Here is a 24,881-nt window from a genome sequence, read left to right as displayed (position 1 = left end):
GTTGATAATCAGTCAATCCCGTAGCATAAAAATAAAAACATTAGGTTGCCAAGAATACACTCAAATATGGCACGCAATGCAGAATTTTACCAAGTCTAGAACTATAGACACCCCTGATGAGTTATGGATAGTAGAGCATCCGCCTATATTTACTTTAGGACTTAATGGTAAAATTCTTTATATACGAGATACAAGAGGTATTCCAGTGGTTCATTGTGATCGGGGAGGTCAAGTCACCTACCATGGTCCTGGACAAATCATCCTCTATACCCTGCTCGATTTAAAACGAAGAGAGCTAGGAATCAAAGTATTAGTAAAGATGCTAGAACAGTCGGTAATTAGTTTATTACAATCAGTTGATCTTTATGGAGAACCTAAAATAAACGCACCTGGAGTCTATGTAGATAATAAAAAAATTGCCTCCCTTGGGTTACGGGTACGAAAAGGGTATGCCTACCATGGGTTAAGTATGAATGTAGCCATGGATCTTTCACCATTTTCCTATATCGATCCTTGTGGCTACCCTGGATTGGAAGTTACGGACTTAAAAAGTTTGAGCGTAAATTTAAATCCAGAAGAAGTTGGGTTAGATCTCGCTAAAAACTTAGCCAAACAGCTAGAAAGTAAATAGAGTTTTCAAATGAGTAATCATTCTCCTTCAGAAGAAACAATACGGGATATACAGAGTTTAAAAGGTGCTTCTAAAGTTGCACGTATCCCCATTAAAATTGAACCTACAACACAGCGACAGCCTAAACCCAGTTGGATTAGGGCTAAAGCACCTATTAGTCCAGAAGTAACTAGAATAAAGAAATTACTTCGGGAGCACCAATTACACACGGTATGTGAAGAAGCCTCATGTCCTAATTTAGGAGAATGTTTTGGTCACGGAACAGCTACGTTCCTCATTATGGGGGATATTTGTACTCGTCGCTGCCCTTTTTGTGATGTTGCCCACGGTCGACCTGATCCCTTAGATGTTGAAGAGCCTGAACACTTAGCTAAAGCAGTGCAGGCAATGAAATTGCGTCATGTGGTAGTGACCTCGGTAGATCGGGATGACTTGCGAGATGGTGGGGGAGCTCATTTTGCCGCATGTATTCGTGCGCTACGCACTTACACCCCTAATACCCTGATTGAAACCTTAGTACCCGATTTTAGGGGGCGTATGGATAAAGCTCTTGCTGCTCTAATTCCAGATCCTCCCGATATTTTTAACCATAATTTAGAAACTATTCCTCGGCTTTATAAAGCAGTGCGGCCAGGGGCAGATTATTTATGGTCCTTGCAATTGCTTGCACGTTTCAAGGAAGCCCACCCTAATATTCCAACAAAATCTGGAATCATGCTTGGATTAGGGGAAGATTTAGAGGAAGTAGTACAAGTAATGAAGGATTTAAGGGATCATCAGTGTGATATGATCACTATAGGCCAATACTTACAACCCAGCCGTTATCACTTAGCTGTACAACGATTTGTCACACCAGAAGAATTCCATGAGCTAGGGAAGAAAGCCAGAGCAATGGGATTTAGTCGAGTAGCAAGTGGTCCTATGGTACGCTCCTCTTATCATGCAGATATGCAAGCAGCAGGGGAAACAGTTAAGTAACTGTAACTAAGGTTTAATCAAACTTTTTATAAATTTTAGCTATTTTTAATCATTTAAAAATGGGAGTGCTTGTTATTGGATATAAAGGATAACTATTCTCCAGGGTTGGAAGGGATTCCTGCAACTCAATCTAGTATTTCAAATATGGATGGTAAGCAAGGTGCCTTATTCTATCGTGGTTATCCTATTGAAGAACTTGCTCGCTATAGTACTTTTGAAGAGGTAATTTTTTTATTATTAAGCGGAGAATTACCTACAGCGAAAAATCTAACTAGCTTCATAACTAAAATAAAAAAAAGTTATTTTATACCCTACTATGTACAGCAAGTTATGGAGGGGTTACCTAAAAGCGGATCTTCTATGGCAGCCTTACAAACGGGAGTTTCTTCTTTAGGCGTATCTTCTAATAACTACAGTGTATACGATCTCCAATATAATGAAGCTTTTGAAATAGCTATTAAGATTATAGGATCGATACCTACTATAGCTGCTCTATGGGATCGAGCCACTAGAGGGCAAGACTTTACCCCTCCTCGATCTGATCTCTCTGTTGCTCAGAATTTTCTTTATATGCTTCATGGTAAAGTGCCTGATTCACATATTAGTAAAATACTAGATATCTGCCTCATACTCCATGCAGAACATACGATTAATGCATCTACCTTCGCTACTTTAGTAACCGGATCTACCCTGGCAAATCCCTATAGCGTGATTTCTGCAGCGATTGGCACCCTATCAGGCCCACTTCATGGGGGGGCTAATGAACAGGTTATCAAGATGCTAACTGAAATTGGTAGCCCTAAAAATGTGACTCCATGGCTTGATACGCAGCTACAAAAAAAGCAGAAAATTTGGGGATTTGGTCACCGAATTTATAAAGTTAAAGACCCTCGAGCTAAGATCCTACAGGATCTTATCGCACAACTTATTGATCAGAAAGAAGATAAAGTAAGCCAAATTTTAGAAATTGCTTTTACCCTAGAGCAGGAAATGGCTGATCGTATGGGTCATAAAAATATTTATCCAAATGTAGATTTTTACTCAGGGATTTTATATACAGAATTAGGAATTCCTACTACTCAATTTACCCCCTTATTTGCTATTGCTCGATCTGCAGGTTGGTTAGCTCACTGGCTAGAACAACGATCTGATAATCGAATTTTCCGCCCTACCCAAATTTATATTGGCAACTCTTTACAATCTTATACTCCCTTAGATAAGCGCTAACTACTGCCTACTATAAGGGTAGTTTATTAGGTGCACCCGCTTTCTCCTGTACTAGTAAAGGAACTAAATATCCGGGCAACTGAGTACGCAGCTTCTTATATAAGCTCTGAGCTTTTATTAAATCCACTTTAAAATGGGCTGCTCCTTGGACTTTATCTAACATGTGAAGATAATAAGGGATTACACCTACCTCAAATAACCGTTCACTTAAGTTCGCTAAAATATCTACTTCATCATTAATCTTTCGTAGCAATACAGTTTGGTTAAATAGATAACATCCTATATCTGAAAGCTTTCTAAGTACTGAGGCTATATTCTGATCAATTTCATTGGCATGGTTGGTATGAATCACCATAATTTTTTGTAAAGAGGTGTTACCTAACCAATAAAGTAGCGATTCATTGATTCGCTCAGGAAGAACAATAGGCAATCGAGTATGAATTCTAAGTCGCTTTACATGAGGGATCTCTTCTAGTTTTTGTACTAAATTAGCTAAACGATTATCAGAGAGTACTAAAGGATCACCCCCACTTAGAATAACCTCTTTAATGGTAGAATCTTGAGCAATATATTGAAGTGCCTCCTTCCAATGATTTTTTACTGCATGATGCTCAGCATAAGGGAAGTGGCGACGAAAGCAGTAGCGGCAATTAATGGCACAAGCACCTGTAGTGATTAAGAGTACTCTGCCTATATATTTTTGCAGAACACCGGATACAGTGGTAGCTGCTAAATCTCCCACTGGATCTAAACTAAAATTAGGATCTATTTCATCTTCTATAGCTAAGGGAAACACTTGAAGAAATAAAGGATCATTAGGATCTCCTTTTTTCATTCGAGCAACATAGCTATGGGGCACTCTTAAGGGAAATCTATGCTCAATGGATTTGCTTATTTCTTGAGGATAGTGATCCAATTCCATTAAAGTTAATAATTCCTTTGGATCATGGATAGCATTAGCAAGCTCTGTTTGCCAAGACTGCGGAGAATCTAAAAATTGCTTTATCATAATGGGCAGTGTAACCCAGATAGGGATTTAGTTTTTAACCTTGTTATTTTTTGGAGAACCTTATGGCAATTTATAGCACAAGTGAATTTAAATCTGGACTTAAGGTGATGATGGATGGAGATCCTTATAATGTCTTAGAAAATGAATTTGTAAAACCGGGCAAGGGCCAAGCTTTTAATCGGGTAAAATTACGTAATTTAAAAACAGGACGAGTTATTGATCGCACCTTTAAATCTGGGGATACTCTAGAAGGTGCGGATGTTTTAGAAACCCAACTTCAATATCTTTACAATGATGGAGAACTTTGGCACTTCATGTCCCCTTCAAGTTTTGAACAATACACAGCAGATGCTCAAATTGTTGGAGATTCAACAAAGTGGCTTAAAGAACAGGATGAATGCACTGTGACTTTATGGGATGGGGTACCTTTATCTGTTGAGCCACCTAATTTTGTTATTCTAAAGGTAACTGAAACCGATCCTGGATTACGTGGAGATACCTCTGGAGGTGGAAGTAAACCAGCTACCTTAGAAACAGGGGCAGTAGTCAGAGTACCTTTATTTGTTAATGTTGATGATGTGTTAAAAATAGATACCCGTACTGGAAGTTATGTAGAACGGGCAAAAGAATAAATTTACATGGAAGCAGAACAGGGAGTTCAATGGCAACCTACGGCAACTAAAGCAGCTTTAGTTGCCCGTGCACAATTGCTGACCAATATTAGATCTTTTTTTGCCCAGCGAGATGTATTAGAAGTAGAAACACCCATACTCTCCCAATCAGGTACAATAGCTCCTCACCTCGAAAATATAGTAGCTTCTTGTCAGACTACAGCCTCTTCAAAATCCCAGCCATTATTTTTACAAACTTCCCCTGAATATGCCATGAAGCGCTTACTTGCAAATGGCATAGGATCTATTTATCAGATTACTAAAGCATTTCGTAGCGGAGAAGTAGGGCGTTATCACAATCCTGAATTTAGTTTACTAGAATGGTATCGAGTAGATTTTGATCATTTTGATCTTATGGATGAGGTAGATTCTCTACTATCACGGATTTTAAGAACATCTACCCATACTAAAATAACCTACCAAGAATTGTTCGATCATTATTTTAAAGTAGATGTATTCACTGTCTCTGATAAAGATCTAGCGCAGCTTGCTATAGATTATGGATTCTATCATGCTAAAGTAGATGATATACTGCCCCGGCAAACCTATTTAGACTTCCTTTTATCAACAGTGATAGAACCTAATTTAGGTCATGAATGTCCTTATTTTATTTATCACTATCCTGCCTCTGAGGCACAACTTGCTCGTACTCGTCCTATTTCAACTACCGATTCAACCCAAATAGCAGAACGGTTTGAAGTATATTATCAAGGAGTCGAACTAGCCAATGGCTACTATGAACTAGCCAATTACGAAGAGCAACTCCAACGATTTAAGGAAAATTTAACCTATCGAAAGGAACATGGATTAGCAGGTATCTCTATGGATAAAAGACTTTTAGCAGCACTTGCTCATGGCTTACCAAACTGTGCTGGGGTAGCACTTGGCATCGATCGTTTATTGATGCTACAGCTAGGTAGCCAGCATATCAAAGAGGTGCTTACTTTCCCTATAGATCTCGCTTAAAATTAATTATACTTATTTGAAATAGATATATCTCTAGGAGTTTTCTACCATGTCTCACCATAGTATTAAGGGTAAAGTCGTTTTAATTACAGGAGGAGCAAAAAATCTAGGTGGATTGACTGCAAAAGATCTTGCTGCACAGGGAGCTAAAGCAATAGCAATCCATTATCATAGTCTAGCAAATAAAGCAGAAGCTGATTCTGTTGTTGCCAAAATTGAAAAAACAGGTACCAAAGCAATCGCCTTACAAGCAGATTTAACTACGGCAAGTGCTATGGAAAAATTGTTCTCAGATGCCATTGCCGCAATAGGTTGACCTGATATTCCAATCAATACGGTAGGTAAGGTATTGAAAAAACCCCTAGTAGAAATAAGCGAAGCTGAGTATGATAAAATGGCTGCAATTAATAGTAAGACTGCGTTTTTCTTCCTTAAGGAGGCTGGAAAACATGCCAATGACAATGGAAAAATCCTCACCTTAGTCACTTCCTTATTAGGTGCGTTTACCCCATTTTATGCAACTTATGCAGGCACTAAAGTAGCAGTTGAGCATTTTACTCGAGCGGCTGCTAAAGAATTTGGAGCACGAGGTATTTCAGTGACCGCAGTAGGTCCGGGTCCAATGGATACGCCATTTTTCTATCCCGCTGAAGGTCCAGAGGCAGTTGCTTATCATAAAACTGCAGCGGCTCTTTCTCCTTTTAGTAAAACTGGATTAACCGATATTGAAAATGTCATCCCATTTGTTCGCCATCTAGTAAGTGATGGCTGGTGGGTTACTGGTCAAACTATTTTGATTAATGGTGGCTATACCACTAAATAAATATAAATAACCTTATTAAATTTTAATCTATGATCTTGCATGAATTTCAGGCAAAAGAGTTATTTACTCAATATAAAATCCCTATCCCTAAGGGAAAAGTAATAGACTCTAATACTAAAATCACTGAGCTATTTAGCTCTAATCACCGCTGGGTAGCTAAAGCTCAAATTCATGCAGGAGGACGAGGTAAAGCAGGTGGGGTTTTAGTCAGTGATAACCCAAATAAGATCTTAGATTTTTGCAATCAGCTTTTAGGGGACCGCTTAGCTACTAATCAAACTTCAGTACGGGGGCTACCTGTATATCATATTTTAATTGAAGAAGCCTCTACTATTATTCAAGAGTGCTATCTTGCTTTTACAATTAACCGCCAACTTAATCAAATTACTATTGTCGCCTCGGAGCACGGGGGAATAGATATTGAACAAGTGGCGCACACTCATTCTGATGAAATACTTCAGCTAGGTATTCATCCAGTAATGGGGTTAATGTCTTATCAATGTCGCCAAATCGGGTTTGCCCTTAAGTTAAATCCTGATCAGCATAAACAGTTAAAACACATTATGGAGCAAATATATCAACTGTTTATCGATCACGATGCGAGTTTAGTAGAGATAAATCCCTTAGCAATTACTGATCAGGGTACTTTAGTTGCATTAGATGCAAAAATTGTTTTAGATGATAATGCCAGTTTTCGCCACCCCTATTGGGATACTCTAAGGGATACTACCCAAGAAGATCAAAGAGAAGTTAAAGCAAGATCCTATGGGTTAAATTATGTAGCTCTAGAGGGGGATATCGCCTGTATGGTCAATGGAGCAGGATTAGCCATGGCAACTATGGATTTAATTAAACTCCATGGAGGTAATCCGGCTAATTTCTTAGATGTAGGCGGTACTGCTACTGCTGAACGGGTTGCAGAGGCATTTAAGCTCATTTTAGCTGATGGTACAGTCAAATCTATTTTAATTAACATTTTTGGTGGAATTGTCCGCTGCGATCTTATTGCAGAAGGGATTATTCAAGCAGTGAAAGAAGTAAATTTACAGCTTCCTGTTGTGGTGCGCTTAGCAGGAACCAATGCAGATCAGGGTAGAAATTTACTTGCTAAAAGCGGGCTAAATTTAATATCAGCCAATGATCTTACTGATGCTGCCCATAAGGCGGTTCTCGCTGCCCAACCTTAAATTAAATTAGAAAATGAGCATATTAATTAGTCACCATACTCGAGTTATTTGCCAAGGATTTACTGGTAAACAAGGGACTTTTCACTCAGAGCAAGCAATAAAATATGGTACACAACTGGTAGGCGGTGTTACGCCAAGTAAAGGTGGTCAAACCCATTTAGCTCGTCCTGTATTTAATACGGTAGCAGAGGCAGTCAAAGCTACGGGAGCTAATGCCACCATGATCTACGTACCCGCTGCCCTTGCTGCTGATGCAATTTTGGAAGCAGCCGATTCAGGAATAGAAATTATTGTCTGCATTACTGAAGGAATTCCTATTCTTGATATGCTTAAAGTGAAAAGAGCACTTATAGGTAGTTCATCTTATTTAATTGGTCCAAATTGTCCTGGGATTATTACTCCGGGTGCTTGTAAAATTGGCATTATGCCTGGCAATATCCATCAACCTGGAAAGGTAGGTATTATTTCTAGATCTGGTACTTTAACCTATGAGGCAGTGCATCAAACCACCCAGCAAGGATTAGGTCAAAGTACCTGTATTGGGATTGGGGGCGATCCTATCCAAGGCATGAATTTTATTGATTGTCTTAAACTCTTTCAAGAAGATCCCCAAACGGAAGGTATTATTTTAGTTGGAGAAATTGGGGGTAGCGCTGAAGAAGAGGCTGCTCGCTATATTCAAGAACATATTACCAAGCCTGTGGTTGCCTACATTGCAGGAATCACGGCCCCTAAAGGAAAGCGGATGGGTCATGCTGGGGCAATTATTAGTGGTAGCCAAGGAAAAGCAGAAGATAAAATTAATGCACTACAAAATGCCGGTATCACTATCGCCCACTCTCCAGCAGATATGGGAATCAGAATGGCAGAGCAGATTTCTTAAGCTATTTTTTAGTGGTAGTGCCAGTGATTTCTCCTTGTTTTTCTTTAATAATTTTAAGTTCTTTAGCTCGAGATACCCCAAAATATCCTGGGTAGTTACGTTCAAGAATTTCAAAATTATTTTTAGCTAAATCATCTAACCCTAAAATTTTGTAACCTCGCACCATAATCGTTAAAGCTTCCGGCACAGCTGGGGTACGCTGATAGTTTTCCACTACATATTGGGCACGGTTAATAGCACCAACATAAGCGTTTCGCCTCATATAATAGTGGGCTACATTAAGTTCATGTTGAGCCAGCCGGTTGCGTAGGTAAACAATTCGTTGACCGGCATCTTTAGCATATTGACTGTTAGGAAATCTTTGTACTACAGATTTAAAATCTTTTAAAGATTCCTCAGCAGAGGCAGGATCTCTCTGGGTTTCATCGTAAGGGACATATTTTTGAATGATCCCCACACCCCGATTAAAATTTACCAGCCCTTTTAGGTAGTAAGCATAATCCAGATTTTTATTTAGCGGGTAGAGTTGAATAAATCGGTTAATGGAGGCAATGGCTGATTCGTCTTGATTAGTTTTATAATAGGCATAGGCAGATTCTAACAGAGATTGTTGGGCATATTCCCCAAAAGGGTAGCGAGATTCTAGCTGCTCATAGAGTTTCGCCGCATCTTTATACTCTTCGGACTCAAGTTTGGACTTTGCCTCAGCGTAGTAGCGATCTACTGTCCATTCACTACGACCTTGCTCCTCTTTTTTTTCTTTTTCCTTATCTGCATTTTTTTTAAGATTCTTTAACGCAGAGCACCCTCCCAAGGAAAGAAAAAAAATTAATAAAATAAATATCTTAAAGACTCGCACGATTTAATTATAAAATAAATAAAATAGCCGTAAGCTAAAATAGAGGCACAATATTGCGTATGTAAATCAGGTATAATTGAGAAATTCATCTATAAAAATCTCTATTTAAGTCTAATTTTAAAAAGTTATTTATTCTAATAATTTATGCATCCTCTTTTAAATATCGCTACTCAGGCAGCCCGTAATGCAGGTAATATTATTGTACGATCCTTAGATCGAGTAAATTATCTGGAAATTACTGAAAAAGGCCGTAATGATTTTGTCAGCGATGTGGATCGATTTGCCGAGCAAGAAATTATTAAAACAATCCATAAGGCTTACCCTCATCATAATATTCTAGCTGAAGAAGGGGGGGAACTAACAGGGCATAATAATAAAGAAGAAGTGACCTGGATTATTGATCCTTTAGATGGTACTACTAACTTCCTTCATGGATTTCCCCAGTTTTCGGTTTCTATTGGGATCACCTATCAAGATCAGTTACAGCATGGATTAGTTTATGATCCCCTACGGCAAGAAATTTTTACCGCCTCAAAAGGTAGTGGTGCTTTCCTAAATGATCGGCGAGTTCGAGTAAGTAAGCAACAAGGATTAGAAGGTGCATTACTAGGCACAGGATTCCCCTTTAAAAAACAACATTACTTAGATACTTATCTTGCCACCTTTAAAGCTTTATTTCCCTATGTAAGTGATATTCGTAGACCCGGCTCAGCTGCACTTGATCTAGCTTATGTAGCATCAGGTAGGCTCGATGGCTTTTGGGAAATGGATCTAGCACCTTGGGACATTGCCGCTGGCATTTTACTTATCCGGGAGGCAGGTGGTTTTGTCACTGATTTTACAGGAGGCCATGACTGTTTTACTACAGGTAGTGTTATTGCAGGTACCCCATCTGTTCAGAAAGAAATTTATCAAATTATCTATCCTTTACTTGAATAATTCTAGTTAAAGTGTATATATAATACTTGTTTAAAAATAACAGATAATTACTTTAATTTATATCAACGCCTCCTATCATCTATGCTAAATAAGCTCCGTAATATTGCGATTATTGCCCACGTTGATCATGGTAAAACCACACTAGTTGATCAGCTCCTAAAACAATCTGGCACTTTCGATTCATGGGAAAGTGTGGGTGAGCGGGTTATGGACTCCAATGATCTCGAGCGAGAACGTGGAATTACCATTCTTGCTAAAAATACCGCTATTGAATGGAATAATTATCGAATTAACATTGTAGATACCCCTGGTCATGCCGATTTTGGTGGAGAAGTAGAGCGGGTACTGTCCATGGTAGATTCAGTACTGCTTTTAGTAGATGCGGTGGATGGTCCCATGCCGCAAACTCGTTTTGTGACTCAAAAAGCTTTTAATATGGGATTAAACCCCATCGTGGTTATCAATAAAATTGATCGGTTGGGTAGCCGTCCAGATTGGGTGCTGGATCAAACCTTTGATTTATTTGATCGACTAGGTGCTACAGACAAACAACTAGATTTTCCAGTGATTTATACTTCAGCCTTAAATGGTTACGCTAGCCATGATTCTAGTGCACGCTCTGGTACTATGGATCCCCTATTTGAAGAAGTTATTGCTCGAGTACCTCCTCCAGATGTGAGTCTTGAAGGACCTTTTCAGATGCAAATTAGTAGCCTAGATTATAGCTCTTATGTGGGGGCTATTGGGGTAGGTAGGATTCAACGAGGAACTGTGCGTACTAATTTTCCGATAGAAATTGTAGATCGGGAAGGTAACCGTCGAAAAGGACGAATTCTTCAAGTCATGGGATTTACTGGATTAAAACGTACCGAAGTTCCTGAAGCAAATGCTGGGGATATTATCGCTATCTCTGGCATTGATCAGATTAGAATTTCCGATACTCTTTGTGATCCTAGTCAAGTAGAGGCTTTACCTCCCTTAACAGTAGATGAACCTACTGTCAGTATGACCTTTCAAGTCAATAACTCTCCTTTTGCCGGTCGGGAAGGAAAATATATTACGAGCCGTCAAATTAAAGAGCGCCTAGAGCGAGAACTAATCCATAATGTAGCTTTACGGGTAGAGGAGGGAGAGGATCCGGATAAATTTAAAGTCTCAGGAAGAGGCGAACTACACTTATCCATCCTCATTGAAAATATGCGCCGAGAGGGCTATGAACTCGGTGTTTCTCGACCAGAGGTAATCATCAAAGAAATAGATGACGTGCTTTGTGAACCCTATGAGCAATTCACTGCAGATGTAGAAGCAGAAGACCAAGGTACTATTATGGAAAAGTTAGGTACCAGAAAAGGCGATCTTACTAATATGACCCCCGATGGTAAAGGACGGGTACGCCTAGAGTATATGATCCCTTCTCGAGGATTAATTGGGTTTCAAACTGAATTTATGACTGCCACTTCAGGCACTGGGTTAATGTACCATGTGTTTGATCATTATGGACCCATTAAACCCGGAGAAATCACGACTCGTAATAACGGAGTACTCATTGCCACCGGTATGGGTAAAGCCCTAGGTTATGCCTTATTTAAATTACAAGAGCGGGGCAGGCTCTTTATTAACCCAGGCACTGAAGTTTACGAAGGGATGGTTATTGGAATTCATAGCCGGGAAAATGACTTAGTAGTCAATCCATTGAAAGCGAAACAACTCACCAACATTCGAGCAGCCGGTAGCGATGAAAATATCCTGCTTACACCGCCTATATGCTTTAGTTTAGAACAAGCCCTTGAGTTTATTGATGATGATGAGTTAGTCGAAGTGACACCAGAGCATATTCGGTTACGTAAAAAACTACTGTTAGAGCATGAAAGAAAACGTGCTTCTAGAACAAAAGTAGCAGCAGAACTATAATAAATAATGCGTTTGTTATTATTTAGTATACTCTTTATTTTAGTTTACTTAGCTACTAGAAATTATTTATCTGGCGTATCAAGGAGCCCCAAAAAACAGGATCAGAAAAAGAAAAAAAGCTCGGAGCACGCTATGGTGCGCTGTGCTTATTGCCATGTATTTTTACCAGAGCAAGAAGCGATTAAAGCCAATGGTCGCTATTTTTGCTCCAAAGCACATCAGGATTCTATAATAAATTAATAATAAAAATGTTTTTTAACTATCTTATCACTTTAGTACATCACCACTATGAAAGAGATACAAAGCGAAATCTTTGGCAAAAATCCTTGGGATCTACTCTCTGTATTCAGCATTTACCGCCTTATTGTTGCCTCTCTTATGTTAGGGGTAGCACTAATAGGCATTGGATCTTTAGGACAAAATTATCCCATATTATTTTTGCGAGCCAGTATTGCCTATGAATGTAGTGCAATCATTTTTATTTTAGCAACCCTATTTAAATTTGGTGATTTTAATAATCAAGTTTGGTTACAGCTAGGTACAGACATTGTTGTTGTTTCTCTATTTACTTATGCTAGTGGGGGAATTGGCAGTGGGTTAGGAGTACTTTTGGTGGTTATTGTAGCTGCTGGAGGTATTTTAACCCTAGGTCGTCATTCTAGCGGATTAGCAGCTTTTGCTGTATTAGCATTACTATTTGAACATTCCTATGGTTTTTTATCTGAACAGTCATTTCAAGGTACCTATACTCAAGCAGGTTTACTGGGTATTGCCCTATTTTCTACTGCTTTACTTTCTCAAGTACTTGCCCAACATATTCGAATGAGCCAAGAGCTAGCCTCCCCAAAATATATATCGAGTAAAAGCGAGAACCATCAAGCTTGGGGACCACTGACGGTATTTGGCATTTATCGACTCATGCTCGCTACCCTTCTGGTAGGAATCGCATTTACAGGAGCCCACCCTAATCTTCTAGGGGATCATGACCCCTATCTTTTCTCAATCATAAGTGCTACCTATTGCCTCTTAAGTGTCGTTTTTATTGGGACTACCCTAACTAAAATAGGAAAATTCAATACCCAAACTTGGCTACAGTTAAGTATAGATATTAATATAATTGTGCTTTTGATGCATACCAGCGGGGGAATTAACAGTGGCTTAGGTATGCTGCTCATTGTAGCGGTAGCCGCAGGGGGTATCATGACTTTAAGTACCACTGCAAGTGGGCTTGCAGCATTGGCTGTGCTAGCTCTATTGTTAGAACACTCCTATGTCTATTTTTTTGAAGATGATCTTGAGGTAGGTAGCTATACCCAAGTAGGGTTGTTAGGTATTTCTCTATTTACCACGGCACTACTGGCGCAAGTACTCACCGCACGAGTACGCTCCAGTGAGCTTTTAGCTGCTCGTAGAGGACAGGATTTAGAGCAATTAAATCAACTCAAAGACTATATTTTTCAGCACCTACAAGATGGGGCGCTTGTGGTTGGAGACAATGGTAAAATCCAGATAATCAATCAAAAAGGCAGAGATTTTTTAGGGCTTAGCCAAAACAACCAGAATACATTAAATATCCGGACCATACCTGTACTGGCTCAAGCCGTGGAAAATTGGCAAAATAACCCTGCTAGCGCTTGCCGAGACATACTGTATATTACCCCAGAATTACCTGAGTTACAGCCTAAATTTACCCGTTTAATGGGCACGGAAAGTACCCTTATTTTTCTAGAAAATTATTCCTACTTACGCCAACAAGCCCAACAATTAAAGCTAGCGTCTCTAGGGCGACTCACCGCAAGTATTGCCCATGAAATTCGAAATCCCTTAGGTGCCATTAGCCATGCAGGTCAATTGCTTGAAGAAACCCTTGAGTTAGATAAAGGCAATCAAAGACTATTAGATATCATTCTGACTAACAGTAACCGAATCAATGAAATTGTTAAAAATGTACTACAACTCAGCCGTAAGGATCCAGGGATTGTAGAAAAAATTACCCTAAAACCTTGGTTTACTCGTTTTTTAGAGGAATTTTATATTAGCAAACAAACTGATGAGACTCACGTCTGCCTAGAAATCGAATCCGATACCATTGCTATCAAAGCTAATCCTTCTCAATTTCATCAAATCATTTGGAATCTTTGCGATAATGCGTGGCATTATGGAAAAAAAATAGATCAACCACCTTATTTTAAAATTGTTGTGTGCATGAAAACAGGACCTTATCCTGTTATGGTAGAAATTATTGATTCAGGTCCCGGTATTCCTAAAAAGATTAAGGATCATCTTTTTGAGCCCTTTACCTCTACTAATGGTACTGGATTGGGGTTATATCTTGCTCGAGCGCTGGCAGAAAACAATGGTGCAATATTAGAGCATTGCCCAAACCCTCCTGAAAGTGGTACCTGCTTTCATATCTGTTTTCCCGCACCTAAATTAGAGAATAAATAAAATGAACAAATCACCAGTCGTACTCGTTGTTGACGATGAACCTGATATTTTGGAGCTTCTCGATTTAACCTTAATGGGGATGAAGATTAATTGCCAGAAAGCAGTAAATTTCACTGAAGCCAGTGACCAACTTAGGGCAAACCCCTTTAACCTATGCTTAACCGATATGCGTCTACCCGATGGTAGCGGATTAGATTTAGTTAAGCTCATTAATCAAGACTACCCCCAAATACCTGTAGCGGTAATTACTGCCTATGGTAGTGTAGAGACTGCGGTAGAGGCTTTAAAATCAGGTGCCTTTGATTTTATCTCTAAACCTTTGGATGTAAAATCTCTACGCAGTCTAGTGAAAATGGCATTAAAAATGCCCTCTGCCCCCTTACAAAAAGCGAAGGGCGGTTACCAGCTCCTTGGGGAATCCTCCACCATGGAGGCAGTACGGAGTAAAATTACTAAGCTTGCCTGTAGCCAAGCCCCTGTCTATATCAGTGGAGAATCGGGTACCGGCAAAGAATTAGTAGCTCGCTTGATTCACCGCCAAGGACCTAGAGCATCGGGTCCTTTTGTGCCCGTCAATTGTGGTGCTATTCCAGAGAGTCTAATGGAAAGCGAATTCTTTGGTCATGAAAAAGGAAGTTTCACCGGAGCCTCTCGAGATAAAGAAGGGCTTTTTCAAGCCGCTCAAGAAGGCACTTTATTTTTAGATGAAGTGGCAGATTTACCCTTACAAATGCAAGTCAAACTTCTTCGTGCCATTCAAGAGCGGGCAGTTCGTCCCATTGGTAGCCAAAGAGAGGTGCCGGTAGATGTACGGATTTTATGTGCTACCCATCAAGATCTCTCCCAACTAGTGGGTGAAGGGAAATTTCGCCAAGATTTATTCTATCGGCTCAATATTGTCGAGCTTCAAGTGCCTCCTTTAAGAGAGCGGGCCAAGGATATTCCCATTTTAGCCAAGCATATTCTTACCCAACTTGCTTTGCGAGGTAATCATGCGTGCCCTCAAATTACCCCCAGTGCACTTGAGAAACTTCAAAGCTATCCCTTTCCCGGTAACGTACGAGAGCTGGAAAATATCCTAGAACGTGCTTTAGTACTCCATGAAGGAGGAATTATCGATTCTAGAAATTTACACCTGCCTAAAGATACCAACTGGCCAGATAAACTCCATTCTCTAGGGGAGGCTTCCCTAGAACGTCACCTTGAAGATCTAGAAAAACAAGCGATTTTACGAGCATTAGAGCAAACGGGTTATAACAAAACGGCAGCGGCAAGGCTATTAGGAATTACATTTCGTGCCCTTCGCTATCGACTCAAAAAACTTAATCTAGAATAATTTCCTTACAACAGTACTTTTCTATCCACCCATAGAGGTATAGTGACAAAAATTGTCACTATACCTCTATAAATATTTCAGCACCCTTCTATCATTGCATTAGATTTTTGTTAAAAATGACAATTTTTGTCAATTTAATTAAATACTCTTAATTTTTTAGTTTAAATTAACTATGTTTATCCCTAATTAATGGAGAATTATCTCAATAATAACCACCTGATTTATTCCAATTTTTTCTAAAGATGGGGTAATTTATTAAAATTATGATGATTTAGGTCATATAAGTGACATAAAATGTCATATCCTACTTAGGATAAATAGAATTTAATAAATTTTGTCACTTATGTATACTAATATAATCCTTTGATTAGCTATATAAAGTAAAAATATGACTTTATATGGCATATAAATTGCTTTTATCTAGCTACAGGATAAACTGCTATATCAATAATATTTATTTCTTTGTTTTAAAAAAATTTATTTTTTAATAAATTTAGAAATAAAATTAAATATCCTTTATTTTTAAAGTCATTTAAAATATTAGGTGACCTAAATTATCAACATACAACTTATCATTTACTTTTTTACTAGGGAGAAAAAGAATAATGAATCAAGGTTTTTCTTTAATTGAACTAATGATCACCGTTGCTATCGTAGGAATACTCTCCGCAGTAGCGATTCCTCAATATCAAATTTATATTGCCAAAGCACAAGTCACCCGTGCGATTTCCGAAGCCAGTGCATTAAAGATGCTAGTAGAGGATTGCGTAAACAATGGAATTGGAAATGCTGAGTGTATTGCAAATTCTACCGCTACAGGATCAGGTATCCTAACGGGAACATCTCAAAATGCGAATATAACCCTTCCTAGCAGTACAGGTGTTCCTCAAGTAGCTCTCGAGACGGGAGGAGCTGCAACCATTACCGCAACACTGGGTAGTCATGCATCAGCGGCTATTACGGGAGGCTCTATCAAGCTGACTAGAACTATCAGTGGAATCTGGACTTGTGCCCCTGATGGTACTACAATTACCGCCCAATATACGCCCACTAGCTGTTCTGGTAGTAGTTAATAAACTGCCGCTGGTTATAATCTTATAGTACTCACTTTTAAACACCACAACTCACCCTTACTGGTATAGGTGAGGGTGAGAATCTCTAAACTCTTAATAGAATGACAAATATTTAACCATCTATTTTACTTTATTATGACTATTAGAAAGACTAACTCAGGCTTTTCCTTAATTGAGTTAATGACGGTAGTTGCTATTGTAGGTGTGCTCACAGGCATTGCGGTACCTCAATTTCAGCCTTATCTAGATAGGATAAAAAATCTCCAAACCATCCCTATCGATGATAATTACCTAAATTAACCATAATGATGACCATCCAAAAGCATAACTCGGGCTTTTCCTTAATGGAAATTATGATGGGGGTTGCGATTGTGGGGATTCTCACTGGGATTGCCATTCCCCAATATCAAACCTATGTGGCACAGAGCGAAGTAATTCGTGCCGTCACCGAAGCCAAAAGCCTCACCCCTATTGTGGAGATGTGCATTGAACATCAGTACACCACAGTAGCGGTAGGTACGGCGTGCCAAAATAGCTTTCAAGGATCGAATATTCTAGTGGGCAATGGTAATGGGATTCCTGATTTACCTGCTGGAGAAGGCGCTCCTACCATCACCATTAATTCTAACTTCACTGCTAATATTAGTGCCACCTTAGGGGGAAATGCTACTGGAGTATTAAACAGTAGTGCGGTGAGCTTAGATCGAAATAGCAATGGTCGCTGGACCTGCACTTTTAGTGGAAATGCCCAATATGCCCCCATCAGTTGCTCAGCTGCGGCAATGGAATAAGTATAAAATTTATCTTACCTAAACTAAATAAGTATGAAGCCTAGCTTAGGATTTAGCCTGCTTGAAATCATGATAGGCGTGGGAATAGTGGGGATACTCATCGCAGTCGCACTTCCCCAATACCAGGATTATATGATTAAGGCTCAAGTAATGAGTATTTTTAGCCAGATCAGTGGATTAAAAATAGTAGTGGCAGAATGTCTTGCGAGAAATCAACTAGGAGATGCTTGCGAAAATCCGGTAGGCAACTCTGATTTGCTGGCTAATATTAATGCCAATGGTCAAGTGTCAGGGGGTGCAGGAAAACCTTTGATTGACGTTAATAGTGCGGCTGGATCTATTACTGCCCAGTTTGGTAACCATGCTGCCTCAGCCCTTACCAATCAGATTCTCACCCTCTATAAAACTCAAAACAATAATTGGACTTGTGCCTTTATGGGAGATGCAAAATATACCCCTAGAGGATGCAATACCCTCAATAGTCCTTCACAACGATAAGGAGCGCTTCTTGCTCTTTCATTTACATCAGCCATGACTCTGTGGGGGTTATTCTTAAGTGGTTTTTTAGGGGCTACCTTACTTCCCGGGGGATCGGAGGGGGTTTTTGCTTGGCTAATTCTCCATCCCAGTTATTCTCCTCAAATGCTCATTGGGGTGGCTACTGTGGGAAATACTTTAGGGGGTATGGTGACGTTTCTCATGGGTTGGTGGCTTGAGCAAAAAATCCCCCAAGGGCAAATTGCCCAAGCGGCACATCAAAAGGCAATAGCTTGGATTCAACGCTATGGATCAGTGGCATTACTAGGGGCTTGGTTGCCAGTGATAGGCGATCCTTTATGTTTGGTGGCCGGCTGGTTAAAAATTAACCCCTGGCCGGCGTTTTTCTTCATGGCATTAGGGAAGGGGATTCGCTATGTTTTTCTCTGGCAAGCCCTTGCCTGATTTAGCGTTAATTTAAAGACTACAATCTAATTGGCTAACCAGCACGCCCCCAATCAATTTATGATCTTTGCCATAAAACATATAGTGGAGATTAACCCCGTGACCTAAATAGGCTTCTAGATCATAACTGTGGCAGGCTAGATCAATGGCTTTAGGCTTCATCAGGTCAATAAATTCATGAGAATTAAATTCATCGGCATTTTTGTTAATTTTATCGTAATCATAAATCAGCTCCCCCTCTTTAGCTTCTACCAAGGTCAGTTTGGTGTCCTGATCTACCACTCGAGGGAGCATTTTGTTCATTTCCTCGGCAATAGCATGAAGGACTTTTTCTGTCTTTAACTCGGCAGGAAGGACTTTACTGCCATCAGGTAGAATCACTTTACCCCGATCAATAATGATGGATTTAAATTCATATCCAAATAAGGCAATCAAGGGGAGATAAATCAGTAGGTATTTTAGGTATTTTATAGCTTTTCTGTTCATAGATGTTTATGTTTTAAGTTAAAAACCATAATACCCACCAGTATAGCAAGATTTTATTCATGGCGAAGGGCTTCCATGGGATCGAGCATGGCAGCTTTTCGAGCAGGGAAATAACCAAATACAACGCCTACCCCACTGGAAAATAAAAAAGCAATGAGTATAATCCCGGGCTTTAAAATAAAGGGAATTTGTAACAGGGTGCTTAATCCTAGGGAAGTGATCAAGGCCAGTCCTACCCCAATGAATCCCCCTAAAGAAGAAAGAACCACTGCTTCTACTAGAAATTGAAGTAGTACTTCCCGCTCTAGGGCGCCAATAGCCAGTCTAATCCCAATTTCTCGGGTACGCTCTGTCACTGAAACCAGCATGATATTCATAATCCCAATCCCACCTACTAGCAAACTCACTGCGGCCACTGCTCCGAGTAGGGTAGTCATCACTTGGGTGGTGCCAGTGAGCATTTGGGTAATCTCTTTCATGTCTAGCACGGAAAAATCTTCCCGATCCGAAGGGGAAATATGACGGCGTTTACGCATGATTTGGGTAATTTCATCCTTTGCTTTTTGTTCTGAGGCTCCATTTTGTAAGGAAATTTGAATGATTCCTATATCTTGATTGCCAATAATGCGCCGTTGAAAAGTACGCAAAGGAATTAAAATGGTGTCATCTTGATCCATGCCCATCATAGTTTGTCCCTTGGCCTCTAATAGGCCGATGACTTGGCAAGAGAGTTTTTTAAGTCGAATATATTTCCCTAAGGAATCCTGATCGTCAAAGAGTTGACTTTGTACAGTTGCTCCTAAAATACAGACCCCCTTACCGCCGTGGAATTCGCTTTCCAAAAAATTACGCCCAGAGATAAGGTGCCAATTTCGTACCGTAAAATAAGTCTCATCTATCCCATTAATGGTGGTTGCCCAGTTATGATTGCCGTAAATAGCAATCATGGCATCGGAGGCAGATCCACTCATGGCACGGATAGAATCCATTTCTCTGGCTAGGGCTGCTTGATCTCGAAGGCTAAAGGCAGGGGCAACCGTGGCGTTACTGGTATGACGGCGTTGCCCAGGGCGTAGAATTAATAAATTACTCCCTAAGCTAGCAATTTGATTAGTAATTTTTAAGGTAGCACCACTCCCTAAGGTCACCATGGTAATGACAGAGGCCACGCCAATAATAATCCCTAAAATCGTCAGAAAAGATCGCATTAAATTACGGCGAATTTCTCGCCAAGCCAGCAATAGTGCGTTTAACCACATGGTTTAGATTCTATTTTTTCTGCTCATCTTGAGCGATTTGCCCATCAATAAAATGGATAATCCGTTTGGCATAGGCAGCAGTTTCTTCCTCATGGGTCACCATCACAATGGTAATCCCTTGAGTTTGGTTTAATTCTGTAAGTAACCCCATAATTTCATGGCTCCGTGCCGTGTCTAAATTTCCCGTGGGTTCATCGGCAAATAATACTTGAGGCTGGGTGACAATGGCTCTGGCAATAGCTACCCGTTGTTGTTGCCCTCCGGAGAGGGCTCCCGGCGTATGGGTTTCCCAACCAGATAAACCAACGGTTGCCAACGCTGCTTTACCTTGGTGATGGCGTTGGGTGGCAGAAAAACCTCGATAAATCAAGGGGAGTTCTACATTTTCTAAGGCAGAAGTTCGATTGAGTAAATTAAATCCTTGGAACACAAACCCTAAATAATGCCGTCTAATCCATGCCCGTTGATTGCGGGATAGGTTAGCCACATTGACCCCTTTAAAAAGATAGTTTCCTGATGTTGGGGTATCCAGACAGCCTAAGATATTAAGGCAGGTGGATTTACCTGAACCACTATGACCCATGACGGCGACAAAGTCTCCGGAGGCAATGTGCACATTAATTCCCTTTAGAGCTTCCATGGCAGCACTACCTGTACCATAAATTTTTTTTATATTTTGTAAGGCAATAATGGGTAAATTTTCCATCTTAGGATGGGTTTTTTTCTACCGTATCTAAAATGACTTCCATTCCAGCAGTCAAATCTCCTGTTAACATTTGGGTATGAACCCCATCGCTTGCTCCTAAAACTATCGAAACAGGGGTAGGTTGCCCCTCTTTAAGTATCCAAATGTGTTGGGATTTTTTATTGTTCTTAGTTTGATCTGGAGATTTTTTAGGTGGGCTAGGACGAGGTCCTGGGAACAACATCCCAACTAATCCTCTTTTGGGGGTAGGTTGAGTCGTTTTATTTTTTTCTGGAGGTATAAATCGTAAGGCCTTGTTAGGAATCAACAAGGCATGATCAATTTCATTGACAATAATATCTGCAGTAGCGGTCATTCCTGGTCGAAGGGCTAAATCCTGATTGTCTACTTTTAGTAAGGTTTCGTAAGTAATCACTCCGTCTACTTCTAAAGCGCCGTAACGGACTTGGATAATTTGAGCGAGAAACTGCCGATCTGGATAGGCATCTACCGTAAAATGAGCCTTTTGTCCTACTTGTATTTGACCAATATCTGCTTCATCCACATTAACATAGAGTGTCATTTGGCTAAGATTTTCTGCTAAGGTAAAAAGTACTGGGGTTTCAAAGGAAGCAGCTACCGTTTGCCCCGGTTCTACCGATCGAGTCAATATAATCCCATCAATAGGTGCTCGAATAGTACTTTTCTCAATATCTGTTTGCTCTGTGCTCAGGGTGGCCTCTGCCATAGCAATTTGTGCTTTTGCACTCATTTCTAAAGCTTGGGCTCGGACATAGGCAGCTCGATCCGTATCCAATTCTTCTTGGGAGCAGAGTTGGCGTTTTGCCAATTGACCACAACGCTGAAATCTAAGTTGGGTTTCTAGTACGGTAGCTTGGGCTTCTTTTAAACTTGCCTTGGCTGCATTTAAGGAAGCTTTTGCTTGCATTTCTTGGGTTTTTAACCGATCGATATTTACTTGAGCTAGTACTTGCCCTTTGGTGACCTGATCGTTGTAATCGACTAACACTGAATCTACAATTCCAGAGAGCTCACTGCCTACATCCACTTGATTGACTGGTTGTAAAGTACCCGTAGCAGTCACTACAATGGTTAAATTACCTGTTTGGATAGATGAAGTCTTAAAAGAAAGTGAGGTACTAGTATGGTAAGTCTTATATATCATCCAGCTGATTCCGATACTCAATAGGAGTATTAAACTTAGCCATAATTTCCTCCGCTTTTGTTTTTCTAGCTCTACCTCTTGTGTTAGTAATTGATCTATATCTATGGAATTCTCAAGATAAAAATGAGATTTAATACCATTATATTTTTTAGTACTAGGTGAGGACAAGGAAATAGATTCCATAGTATGGGATAGACAAAAATAGGTTTTATATTAAAAATAGGCTAGATTTTGAAGGGTATTTTAACTCTTTTCCTTGATTACTTAGAAGTAGGGCAGAATTTAGGATTATTCGCTAAAATAGCAATTATTTAATGGCTAAAGGGATAGGAAGGTAATGAAGAAGTTTAAAAAGTGGTTGGCTCGTGCTTTATTCCATTTGGGAAGATATCAAGGAGATCGGGTTAGAAAAGCAGATTATAATAAAGTAGATGGTCTATTTGAAGCAGTATATCGTCGTTTATCTTCTGCAGCACTGCTAGATCCAGAAAATCCAAAACTCTTTCATTATTGGGGATCGGTACTCTATGAACAAGCTTCTCAATATAAAGATGGAAAAACCGCAAAGGATTTATGTAAAGCGTCTGGCAATAAATTTGAAACTGCCCTTAAACTCGATCCAGAAAATGCCAAAATTATGAATGATTGGGCTGCTGCCCTTATTGGTCAGGCTAAAGAGAGTTCAGATAAAAGTGCAGCAACTCTGTTACACACAGCACAAGAGAAAATCAATGCTGCCGAAGCAATTACCCTTGATATTGGTACTTATAATTTAGCCTGTATTTATAGTTTACGAAATGAAGGACTAAACTGTAAAAGATATTTAGAAAGAGCAAAGGAAATTAATATGCTTCCTCCTGTGGTCCACTTAAAAATGGATCGGGATTTGGATAATATTCGCAAAGAGCCTTGGTTTGAAGCGTTTATAAAACAATGTGCTGAAATAGAATCTCAAAATAAAGCCCAAGAGCCAGCCAAAAAATCTTGGTGGCAACGACTATTAAAGCGTAATTAGTTTTTTAAATATTAGTCACTTTGAGGATAGCCAGCCCTATGTACAGTATGACTGCTTTTGCTCGTCAAGAGACCCAAGGCACTTTAGGCACTTTTGTGTGGGAGATGAGATCAGTTAATCACCGATATTTAGAAGTTAGCCTTCGGTTGCCAGAAGAGCTACGTGGGATTGAAGCTCAGATTCGGGCTCAGATTTCTCAAGTACTTAACCGGGGTAAGATAGATTGTGCCTTTCGCTATACTTTATTTAATACAGAACAAAGTCAATTTTCTTTAGATAAACCCTTAGCTAAAACTTTAGTTGAGCTAAGCGCCCAAGTAAATACCCTGTTATATAATTCTGCTCCTATTAATAGCCTAGAGGTTTTACGTTGGCCAGGAGTACTAAAATCTCCTACCATTGATACCGAAGCTCTTAAATCAGAATCCTTAGCTGGGTTAGAAAAAGTACTTGATGAAATCTTAGTAGCCAGAGCAAGTGAAGGAAAGAGACTACAAGTATTTATTCTCCAACGCTGTGAGGAGATTGAAACTATTATAGGACAAATATATGCCCGCCTTCCCGAAGTAGTTCGTTTATTTAAAGAACGGCTACAAAATAAATTAGAATCTATTTTAACTAGTTTAGAGCAAGGTCGGCTAGAGCAGGAAATCGTGCTTTTTGCTCAAAAATCAGATATTACCGAAGAACTTGATCGACTTAAATCCCATTTAGTTGAGATTAAACAAACTCTTGGTCAGAAAAAACCCGTAGGACGGCGTTTAGATTTTTTAATGCAGGAATTAAATAGGGAAGCAAATACCTTAGCGGCTAAAGCGGCAGATACAGAAACCAGCCAGCATGCAGTAGATTTAAAAGTATTGATCGAACAGATGCGAGAACAAATTCAAAATATTGAGTAAATTGTAGATGCTAGGAAAATTATTTGTTATTTCTGCACCTTCAGGTGCAGGAAAAACTAGCTTGGTTAAAGGACTTATTTCTTCTGCTATAGATAATCTTTGCCTGTCTATTTCTCATACCACTCGCCCACCACGTCCTAGTGAGCAAGATGGGGTGGATTATTATTTTGTAAGTGAACCTACTTTTCAACAGATGGCACACGAGGGAGATTTTCTAGAGCATGCTCAAGTCTTTAATCATAATTATGGTACTGCTTATAAAAGTATTCACGACCAATTAACCCAAGGCAAAGATGTGCTGCTTGAGATTGACTGGCAAGGGGCACGGCAAGTACAAGCAAAATTTCCAGATACGATTGGTATTTTTATCCTTCCTCCTTCAAAGGAGGCATTGAATAAAAGATTACACGGAAGAGGGCAGGATTCAGAGGTAGTCATCAAACAACGAATGGAAGCTGCTCACTCAGAGCTTTCCCACTATAAAGAATTTGATTACTTAATTGTCAACGATCAGTTCGATCTTGCTTTAGAAGCATTTAAATCTATCGTTATCAGCCAAAGACTTGAATCTATAGTACAAGAGGAACGATTAAAAATGTTACTGATTGACCTGTTAAGCTAAACTTTTTCTTTATTATTTATCGTTATAAGAAAAATCATTCTATAATGATCTA

General features: G+C 39.6%; 26 protein-coding genes and 1 pseudogene. 21 read left to right on the top strand and 6 right to left on the bottom strand.

What is annotated here, in order from left to right; all coding sequences use genetic code 11:
- Nucleotide 1: 1 nt before the first annotated feature.
- From lipB to OOL07_RS07685, 3 genes are all read left to right on the top strand, one after another.
- The gene (lipB, locus tag OOL07_RS07695; protein WP_264695964.1) at nt 2-631 is read left to right on the top strand and encodes a lipoyl(octanoyl) transferase LipB; all 630 of its coding nucleotides are present in this window, start codon (nt 2-4) and stop codon (nt 629-631) included.
- A 9-nt stretch (nt 632-640) separates the two neighbouring features.
- Nucleotides 641-1,609 (top strand): lipoyl synthase, encoded by a 969-nt coding sequence (lipA, locus tag OOL07_RS07690; protein WP_264695963.1) that lies wholly within the window; start codon nt 641-643, stop codon nt 1,607-1,609.
- 75 nt (nt 1,610-1,684) lie between these two features.
- Nucleotides 1,685-2,836: a citrate synthase gene (locus tag OOL07_RS07685; protein ID WP_264695962.1), complete on the top strand. Its 1,152-nt coding sequence runs from the start codon at nt 1,685-1,687 to the stop codon at nt 2,834-2,836.
- Between the two features lie 10 nt (nt 2,837-2,846).
- Here OOL07_RS07685 and epmB read toward each other — a convergent pair whose 3' ends face one another.
- Nucleotides 2,847-3,845, bottom strand: a complete 999-nt coding sequence (gene epmB / locus OOL07_RS07680) for an EF-P beta-lysylation protein EpmB (RefSeq protein WP_264695961.1) — start codon at nt 3,843-3,845, stop codon at nt 2,847-2,849.
- A 62-nt stretch (nt 3,846-3,907) separates the two neighbouring features.
- Here epmB and efp point away from each other — a divergent pair, with 62 nt between their 5' ends.
- From efp to sucD, 5 genes and pseudogenes are all read left to right on the top strand, one after another.
- Nucleotides 3,908-4,477 carry an elongation factor P gene (efp, locus tag OOL07_RS07675; RefSeq protein ID WP_264695960.1) on the top strand — a complete coding sequence of 190 codons (570 nt, stop codon included), beginning with the start codon at nt 3,908-3,910 and terminating at the stop codon, nt 4,475-4,477.
- 6 nt (nt 4,478-4,483) lie between these two features.
- Entirely contained in the window at nt 4,484-5,482 is a 999-nt protein-coding gene (epmA, locus tag OOL07_RS07670; RefSeq protein ID WP_264695959.1) for an EF-P lysine aminoacylase EpmA, read from the top strand.
- 49 nt (nt 5,483-5,531) lie between these two features.
- A pseudogene (locus OOL07_RS07665) lies at nt 5,532-6,305 on the top strand (SDR family oxidoreductase).
- Between the two features lie 29 nt (nt 6,306-6,334).
- Nucleotides 6,335-7,492: an ADP-forming succinate--CoA ligase subunit beta gene (sucC, locus tag OOL07_RS07660; RefSeq protein WP_264695958.1), complete on the top strand. Its 1,158-nt coding sequence runs from the start codon at nt 6,335-6,337 to the stop codon at nt 7,490-7,492.
- 13 nt (nt 7,493-7,505) lie between these two features.
- Nucleotides 7,506-8,375, top strand: coding sequence for a succinate--CoA ligase subunit alpha (gene sucD / locus OOL07_RS07655; protein WP_264695957.1), 870 nt, complete (start codon nt 7,506-7,508; stop codon nt 8,373-8,375).
- A 1-nt stretch (nt 8,376) separates the two neighbouring features.
- On the opposite strand, the gene OOL07_RS07650 is transcribed toward sucD, so the two are convergent.
- Nucleotides 8,377-9,234, bottom strand: coding sequence for an outer membrane protein assembly factor BamD (locus OOL07_RS07650; RefSeq protein WP_264695956.1), 858 nt, complete (start codon nt 9,232-9,234; stop codon nt 8,377-8,379).
- Nucleotides 9,235-9,378: 144 nt separating this feature from the next.
- Between OOL07_RS07650 and OOL07_RS07645 the strand changes: the two genes are divergently transcribed.
- The 10 genes from OOL07_RS07645 to OOL07_RS07595 all read left to right on the top strand — a co-directional run bounded on the left by OOL07_RS07645 (nt 9,379) and on the right by OOL07_RS07595 (nt 18,674).
- Complete coding sequence (locus OOL07_RS07645) at nt 9,379-10,173, top strand: inositol monophosphatase family protein (protein WP_264695955.1); 795 nt, start codon at nt 9,379-9,381, stop codon at nt 10,171-10,173.
- An 81-nt stretch (nt 10,174-10,254) separates the two neighbouring features.
- Nucleotides 10,255-12,084 (top strand): translational GTPase TypA, encoded by a 1,830-nt coding sequence (typA, locus tag OOL07_RS07640; protein ID WP_264695954.1) that lies wholly within the window; start codon nt 10,255-10,257, stop codon nt 12,082-12,084.
- 6 nt (nt 12,085-12,090) lie between these two features.
- Entirely contained in the window at nt 12,091-12,324 is a 234-nt protein-coding gene (locus tag OOL07_RS07635; protein WP_264695953.1) for a PP0621 family protein, read from the top strand.
- A 48-nt stretch (nt 12,325-12,372) separates the two neighbouring features.
- Nucleotides 12,373-14,532, top strand: coding sequence for a two-component system sensor histidine kinase NtrB (locus OOL07_RS07630; protein ID WP_264695952.1), 2,160 nt, complete (start codon nt 12,373-12,375; stop codon nt 14,530-14,532).
- A gap of 1 nt (nt 14,533) precedes the next feature.
- Entirely contained in the window at nt 14,534-15,868 is a 1,335-nt protein-coding gene (locus OOL07_RS07625) for a sigma-54-dependent transcriptional regulator (RefSeq protein ID WP_264695951.1), read from the top strand.
- A gap of 605 nt (nt 15,869-16,473) precedes the next feature.
- Complete coding sequence (locus OOL07_RS07620; RefSeq protein ID WP_264695950.1) at nt 16,474-16,941, top strand: pilin; 468 nt, start codon at nt 16,474-16,476, stop codon at nt 16,939-16,941.
- Between the two features lie 135 nt (nt 16,942-17,076).
- Nucleotides 17,077-17,241, top strand: coding sequence for a type IV pilin protein (locus OOL07_RS07615; protein WP_319804031.1), 165 nt, complete (start codon nt 17,077-17,079; stop codon nt 17,239-17,241).
- A gap of 5 nt (nt 17,242-17,246) precedes the next feature.
- Nucleotides 17,247-17,732, top strand: a complete 486-nt coding sequence (locus OOL07_RS07605; protein WP_319804030.1) for a pilin — start codon at nt 17,247-17,249, stop codon at nt 17,730-17,732.
- 33 nt (nt 17,733-17,765) lie between these two features.
- Nucleotides 17,766-18,230, top strand: coding sequence for a pilin (locus tag OOL07_RS07600; protein WP_264695949.1), 465 nt, complete (start codon nt 17,766-17,768; stop codon nt 18,228-18,230).
- A gap of 33 nt (nt 18,231-18,263) precedes the next feature.
- Complete coding sequence (locus OOL07_RS07595; RefSeq protein ID WP_264695947.1) at nt 18,264-18,674, top strand: YqaA family protein; 411 nt, start codon at nt 18,264-18,266, stop codon at nt 18,672-18,674.
- A gap of 12 nt (nt 18,675-18,686) precedes the next feature.
- Here OOL07_RS07595 and OOL07_RS07590 read toward each other — a convergent pair whose 3' ends face one another.
- The 4 genes from OOL07_RS07590 to OOL07_RS07575 are packed head-to-tail and all read right to left on the bottom strand — an operon-like array spanning nt 18,687 to nt 22,473.
- Nucleotides 18,687-19,160 carry a hypothetical protein gene (locus OOL07_RS07590; RefSeq protein WP_264695946.1) on the bottom strand — a complete coding sequence of 158 codons (474 nt, stop codon included), beginning with the start codon at nt 19,158-19,160 and terminating at the stop codon, nt 18,687-18,689.
- Nucleotides 19,161-19,213: 53 nt separating this feature from the next.
- On the bottom strand, nt 19,214-20,419 hold the full coding sequence (locus OOL07_RS07585; protein ID WP_264695944.1) for an ABC transporter permease: 1,206 nt from the start codon (nt 20,417-20,419) through the stop codon (nt 19,214-19,216).
- Nucleotides 20,420-20,429: 10 nt separating this feature from the next.
- Entirely contained in the window at nt 20,430-21,125 is a 696-nt protein-coding gene (locus tag OOL07_RS07580) for an ABC transporter ATP-binding protein (RefSeq protein WP_264695943.1), read from the bottom strand.
- 1 nt (nt 21,126) lies between these two features.
- Nucleotides 21,127-22,473: an efflux RND transporter periplasmic adaptor subunit gene (locus tag OOL07_RS07575; RefSeq protein WP_264695942.1), complete on the bottom strand. Its 1,347-nt coding sequence runs from the start codon at nt 22,471-22,473 to the stop codon at nt 21,127-21,129.
- A gap of 154 nt (nt 22,474-22,627) precedes the next feature.
- On the opposite strand from OOL07_RS07575, the gene OOL07_RS07570 reads away from it, so the two are divergent.
- From OOL07_RS07570 to gmk, 3 genes are read left to right on the top strand one after another with little or no spacing between them, the layout of a single operon-like run.
- The gene (locus tag OOL07_RS07570) at nt 22,628-23,305 is read left to right on the top strand and encodes a TPR end-of-group domain-containing protein (RefSeq protein ID WP_264695941.1); all 678 of its coding nucleotides are present in this window, start codon (nt 22,628-22,630) and stop codon (nt 23,303-23,305) included.
- Nucleotides 23,306-23,343: 38 nt separating this feature from the next.
- Nucleotides 23,344-24,207 carry a YicC/YloC family endoribonuclease gene (locus OOL07_RS07565; RefSeq protein WP_264695940.1) on the top strand — a complete coding sequence of 288 codons (864 nt, stop codon included), beginning with the start codon at nt 23,344-23,346 and terminating at the stop codon, nt 24,205-24,207.
- A 7-nt stretch (nt 24,208-24,214) separates the two neighbouring features.
- Entirely contained in the window at nt 24,215-24,829 is a 615-nt protein-coding gene (gmk, locus tag OOL07_RS07560; RefSeq protein WP_264695939.1) for a guanylate kinase, read from the top strand.
- Nucleotides 24,830-24,881: the final 52 nt, after the last annotated feature.

Origin of the sequence: Candidatus Nitrosacidococcus sp. I8, from assembly GCF_945836005.1 — a bacterium.
Taxonomy (GTDB): Bacteria; Pseudomonadota; Gammaproteobacteria; order Nitrosococcales; family Nitrosococcaceae; genus Nitrosacidococcus.
Note: the sequence above shows the minus strand (reverse complement) of the source record. Positions and strands in the feature narration are given on the sequence as shown.

What these genes read in the sequence shown, in the direction of transcription:
- lipA (WP_264695963.1), top strand. Translation starts at nt 641, where the DNA reads ATGAGTAATCATTCTCCTTCAGAAGAAACAATACGGGATATACAGAGT.
- epmB (WP_264695961.1), bottom strand. Translation starts at nt 3,845, where the DNA reads ATGATAAAGCAATTTTTAGATTCTCCGCAGTCTTGGCAAACAGAGCTT.
- efp (WP_264695960.1), top strand. Translation starts at nt 3,908, where the DNA reads ATGGCAATTTATAGCACAAGTGAATTTAAATCTGGACTTAAGGTGATG.
- epmA (WP_264695959.1), top strand. Translation starts at nt 4,484, where the DNA reads ATGGAAGCAGAACAGGGAGTTCAATGGCAACCTACGGCAACTAAAGCA.
- sucC (WP_264695958.1), top strand. Translation starts at nt 6,335, where the DNA reads ATGATCTTGCATGAATTTCAGGCAAAAGAGTTATTTACTCAATATAAA.
- sucD (WP_264695957.1), top strand. Translation starts at nt 7,506, where the DNA reads ATGAGCATATTAATTAGTCACCATACTCGAGTTATTTGCCAAGGATTT.
- OOL07_RS07645 (WP_264695955.1), top strand. Translation starts at nt 9,379, where the DNA reads ATGCATCCTCTTTTAAATATCGCTACTCAGGCAGCCCGTAATGCAGGT.
- typA (WP_264695954.1), top strand. Translation starts at nt 10,255, where the DNA reads ATGCTAAATAAGCTCCGTAATATTGCGATTATTGCCCACGTTGATCAT.
- OOL07_RS07635 (WP_264695953.1), top strand. Translation starts at nt 12,091, where the DNA reads ATGCGTTTGTTATTATTTAGTATACTCTTTATTTTAGTTTACTTAGCT.
- OOL07_RS07630 (WP_264695952.1), top strand. Translation starts at nt 12,373, where the DNA reads ATGAAAGAGATACAAAGCGAAATCTTTGGCAAAAATCCTTGGGATCTA.
- OOL07_RS07625 (WP_264695951.1), top strand. Translation starts at nt 14,534, where the DNA reads ATGAACAAATCACCAGTCGTACTCGTTGTTGACGATGAACCTGATATT.
- OOL07_RS07620 (WP_264695950.1), top strand. Translation starts at nt 16,474, where the DNA reads ATGAATCAAGGTTTTTCTTTAATTGAACTAATGATCACCGTTGCTATC.
- OOL07_RS07615 (WP_319804031.1), top strand. Translation starts at nt 17,077, where the DNA reads ATGACTATTAGAAAGACTAACTCAGGCTTTTCCTTAATTGAGTTAATG.
- OOL07_RS07605 (WP_319804030.1), top strand. Translation starts at nt 17,247, where the DNA reads ATGATGACCATCCAAAAGCATAACTCGGGCTTTTCCTTAATGGAAATT.
- OOL07_RS07600 (WP_264695949.1), top strand. Translation starts at nt 17,766, where the DNA reads ATGAAGCCTAGCTTAGGATTTAGCCTGCTTGAAATCATGATAGGCGTG.
- OOL07_RS07595 (WP_264695947.1), top strand. Translation starts at nt 18,264, where the DNA reads ATGACTCTGTGGGGGTTATTCTTAAGTGGTTTTTTAGGGGCTACCTTA.
- OOL07_RS07590 (WP_264695946.1), bottom strand. Translation starts at nt 19,160, where the DNA reads ATGAACAGAAAAGCTATAAAATACCTAAAATACCTACTGATTTATCTC.
- OOL07_RS07585 (WP_264695944.1), bottom strand. Translation starts at nt 20,419, where the DNA reads ATGTGGTTAAACGCACTATTGCTGGCTTGGCGAGAAATTCGCCGTAAT.
- OOL07_RS07580 (WP_264695943.1), bottom strand. Translation starts at nt 21,125, where the DNA reads ATGGAAAATTTACCCATTATTGCCTTACAAAATATAAAAAAAATTTAT.
- OOL07_RS07575 (WP_264695942.1), bottom strand. Translation starts at nt 22,473, where the DNA reads ATGGAATCTATTTCCTTGTCCTCACCTAGTACTAAAAAATATAATGGT.
- OOL07_RS07570 (WP_264695941.1), top strand. Translation starts at nt 22,628, where the DNA reads ATGAAGAAGTTTAAAAAGTGGTTGGCTCGTGCTTTATTCCATTTGGGA.
- OOL07_RS07565 (WP_264695940.1), top strand. Translation starts at nt 23,344, where the DNA reads ATGTACAGTATGACTGCTTTTGCTCGTCAAGAGACCCAAGGCACTTTA.
- gmk (WP_264695939.1), top strand. Translation starts at nt 24,215, where the DNA reads ATGCTAGGAAAATTATTTGTTATTTCTGCACCTTCAGGTGCAGGAAAA.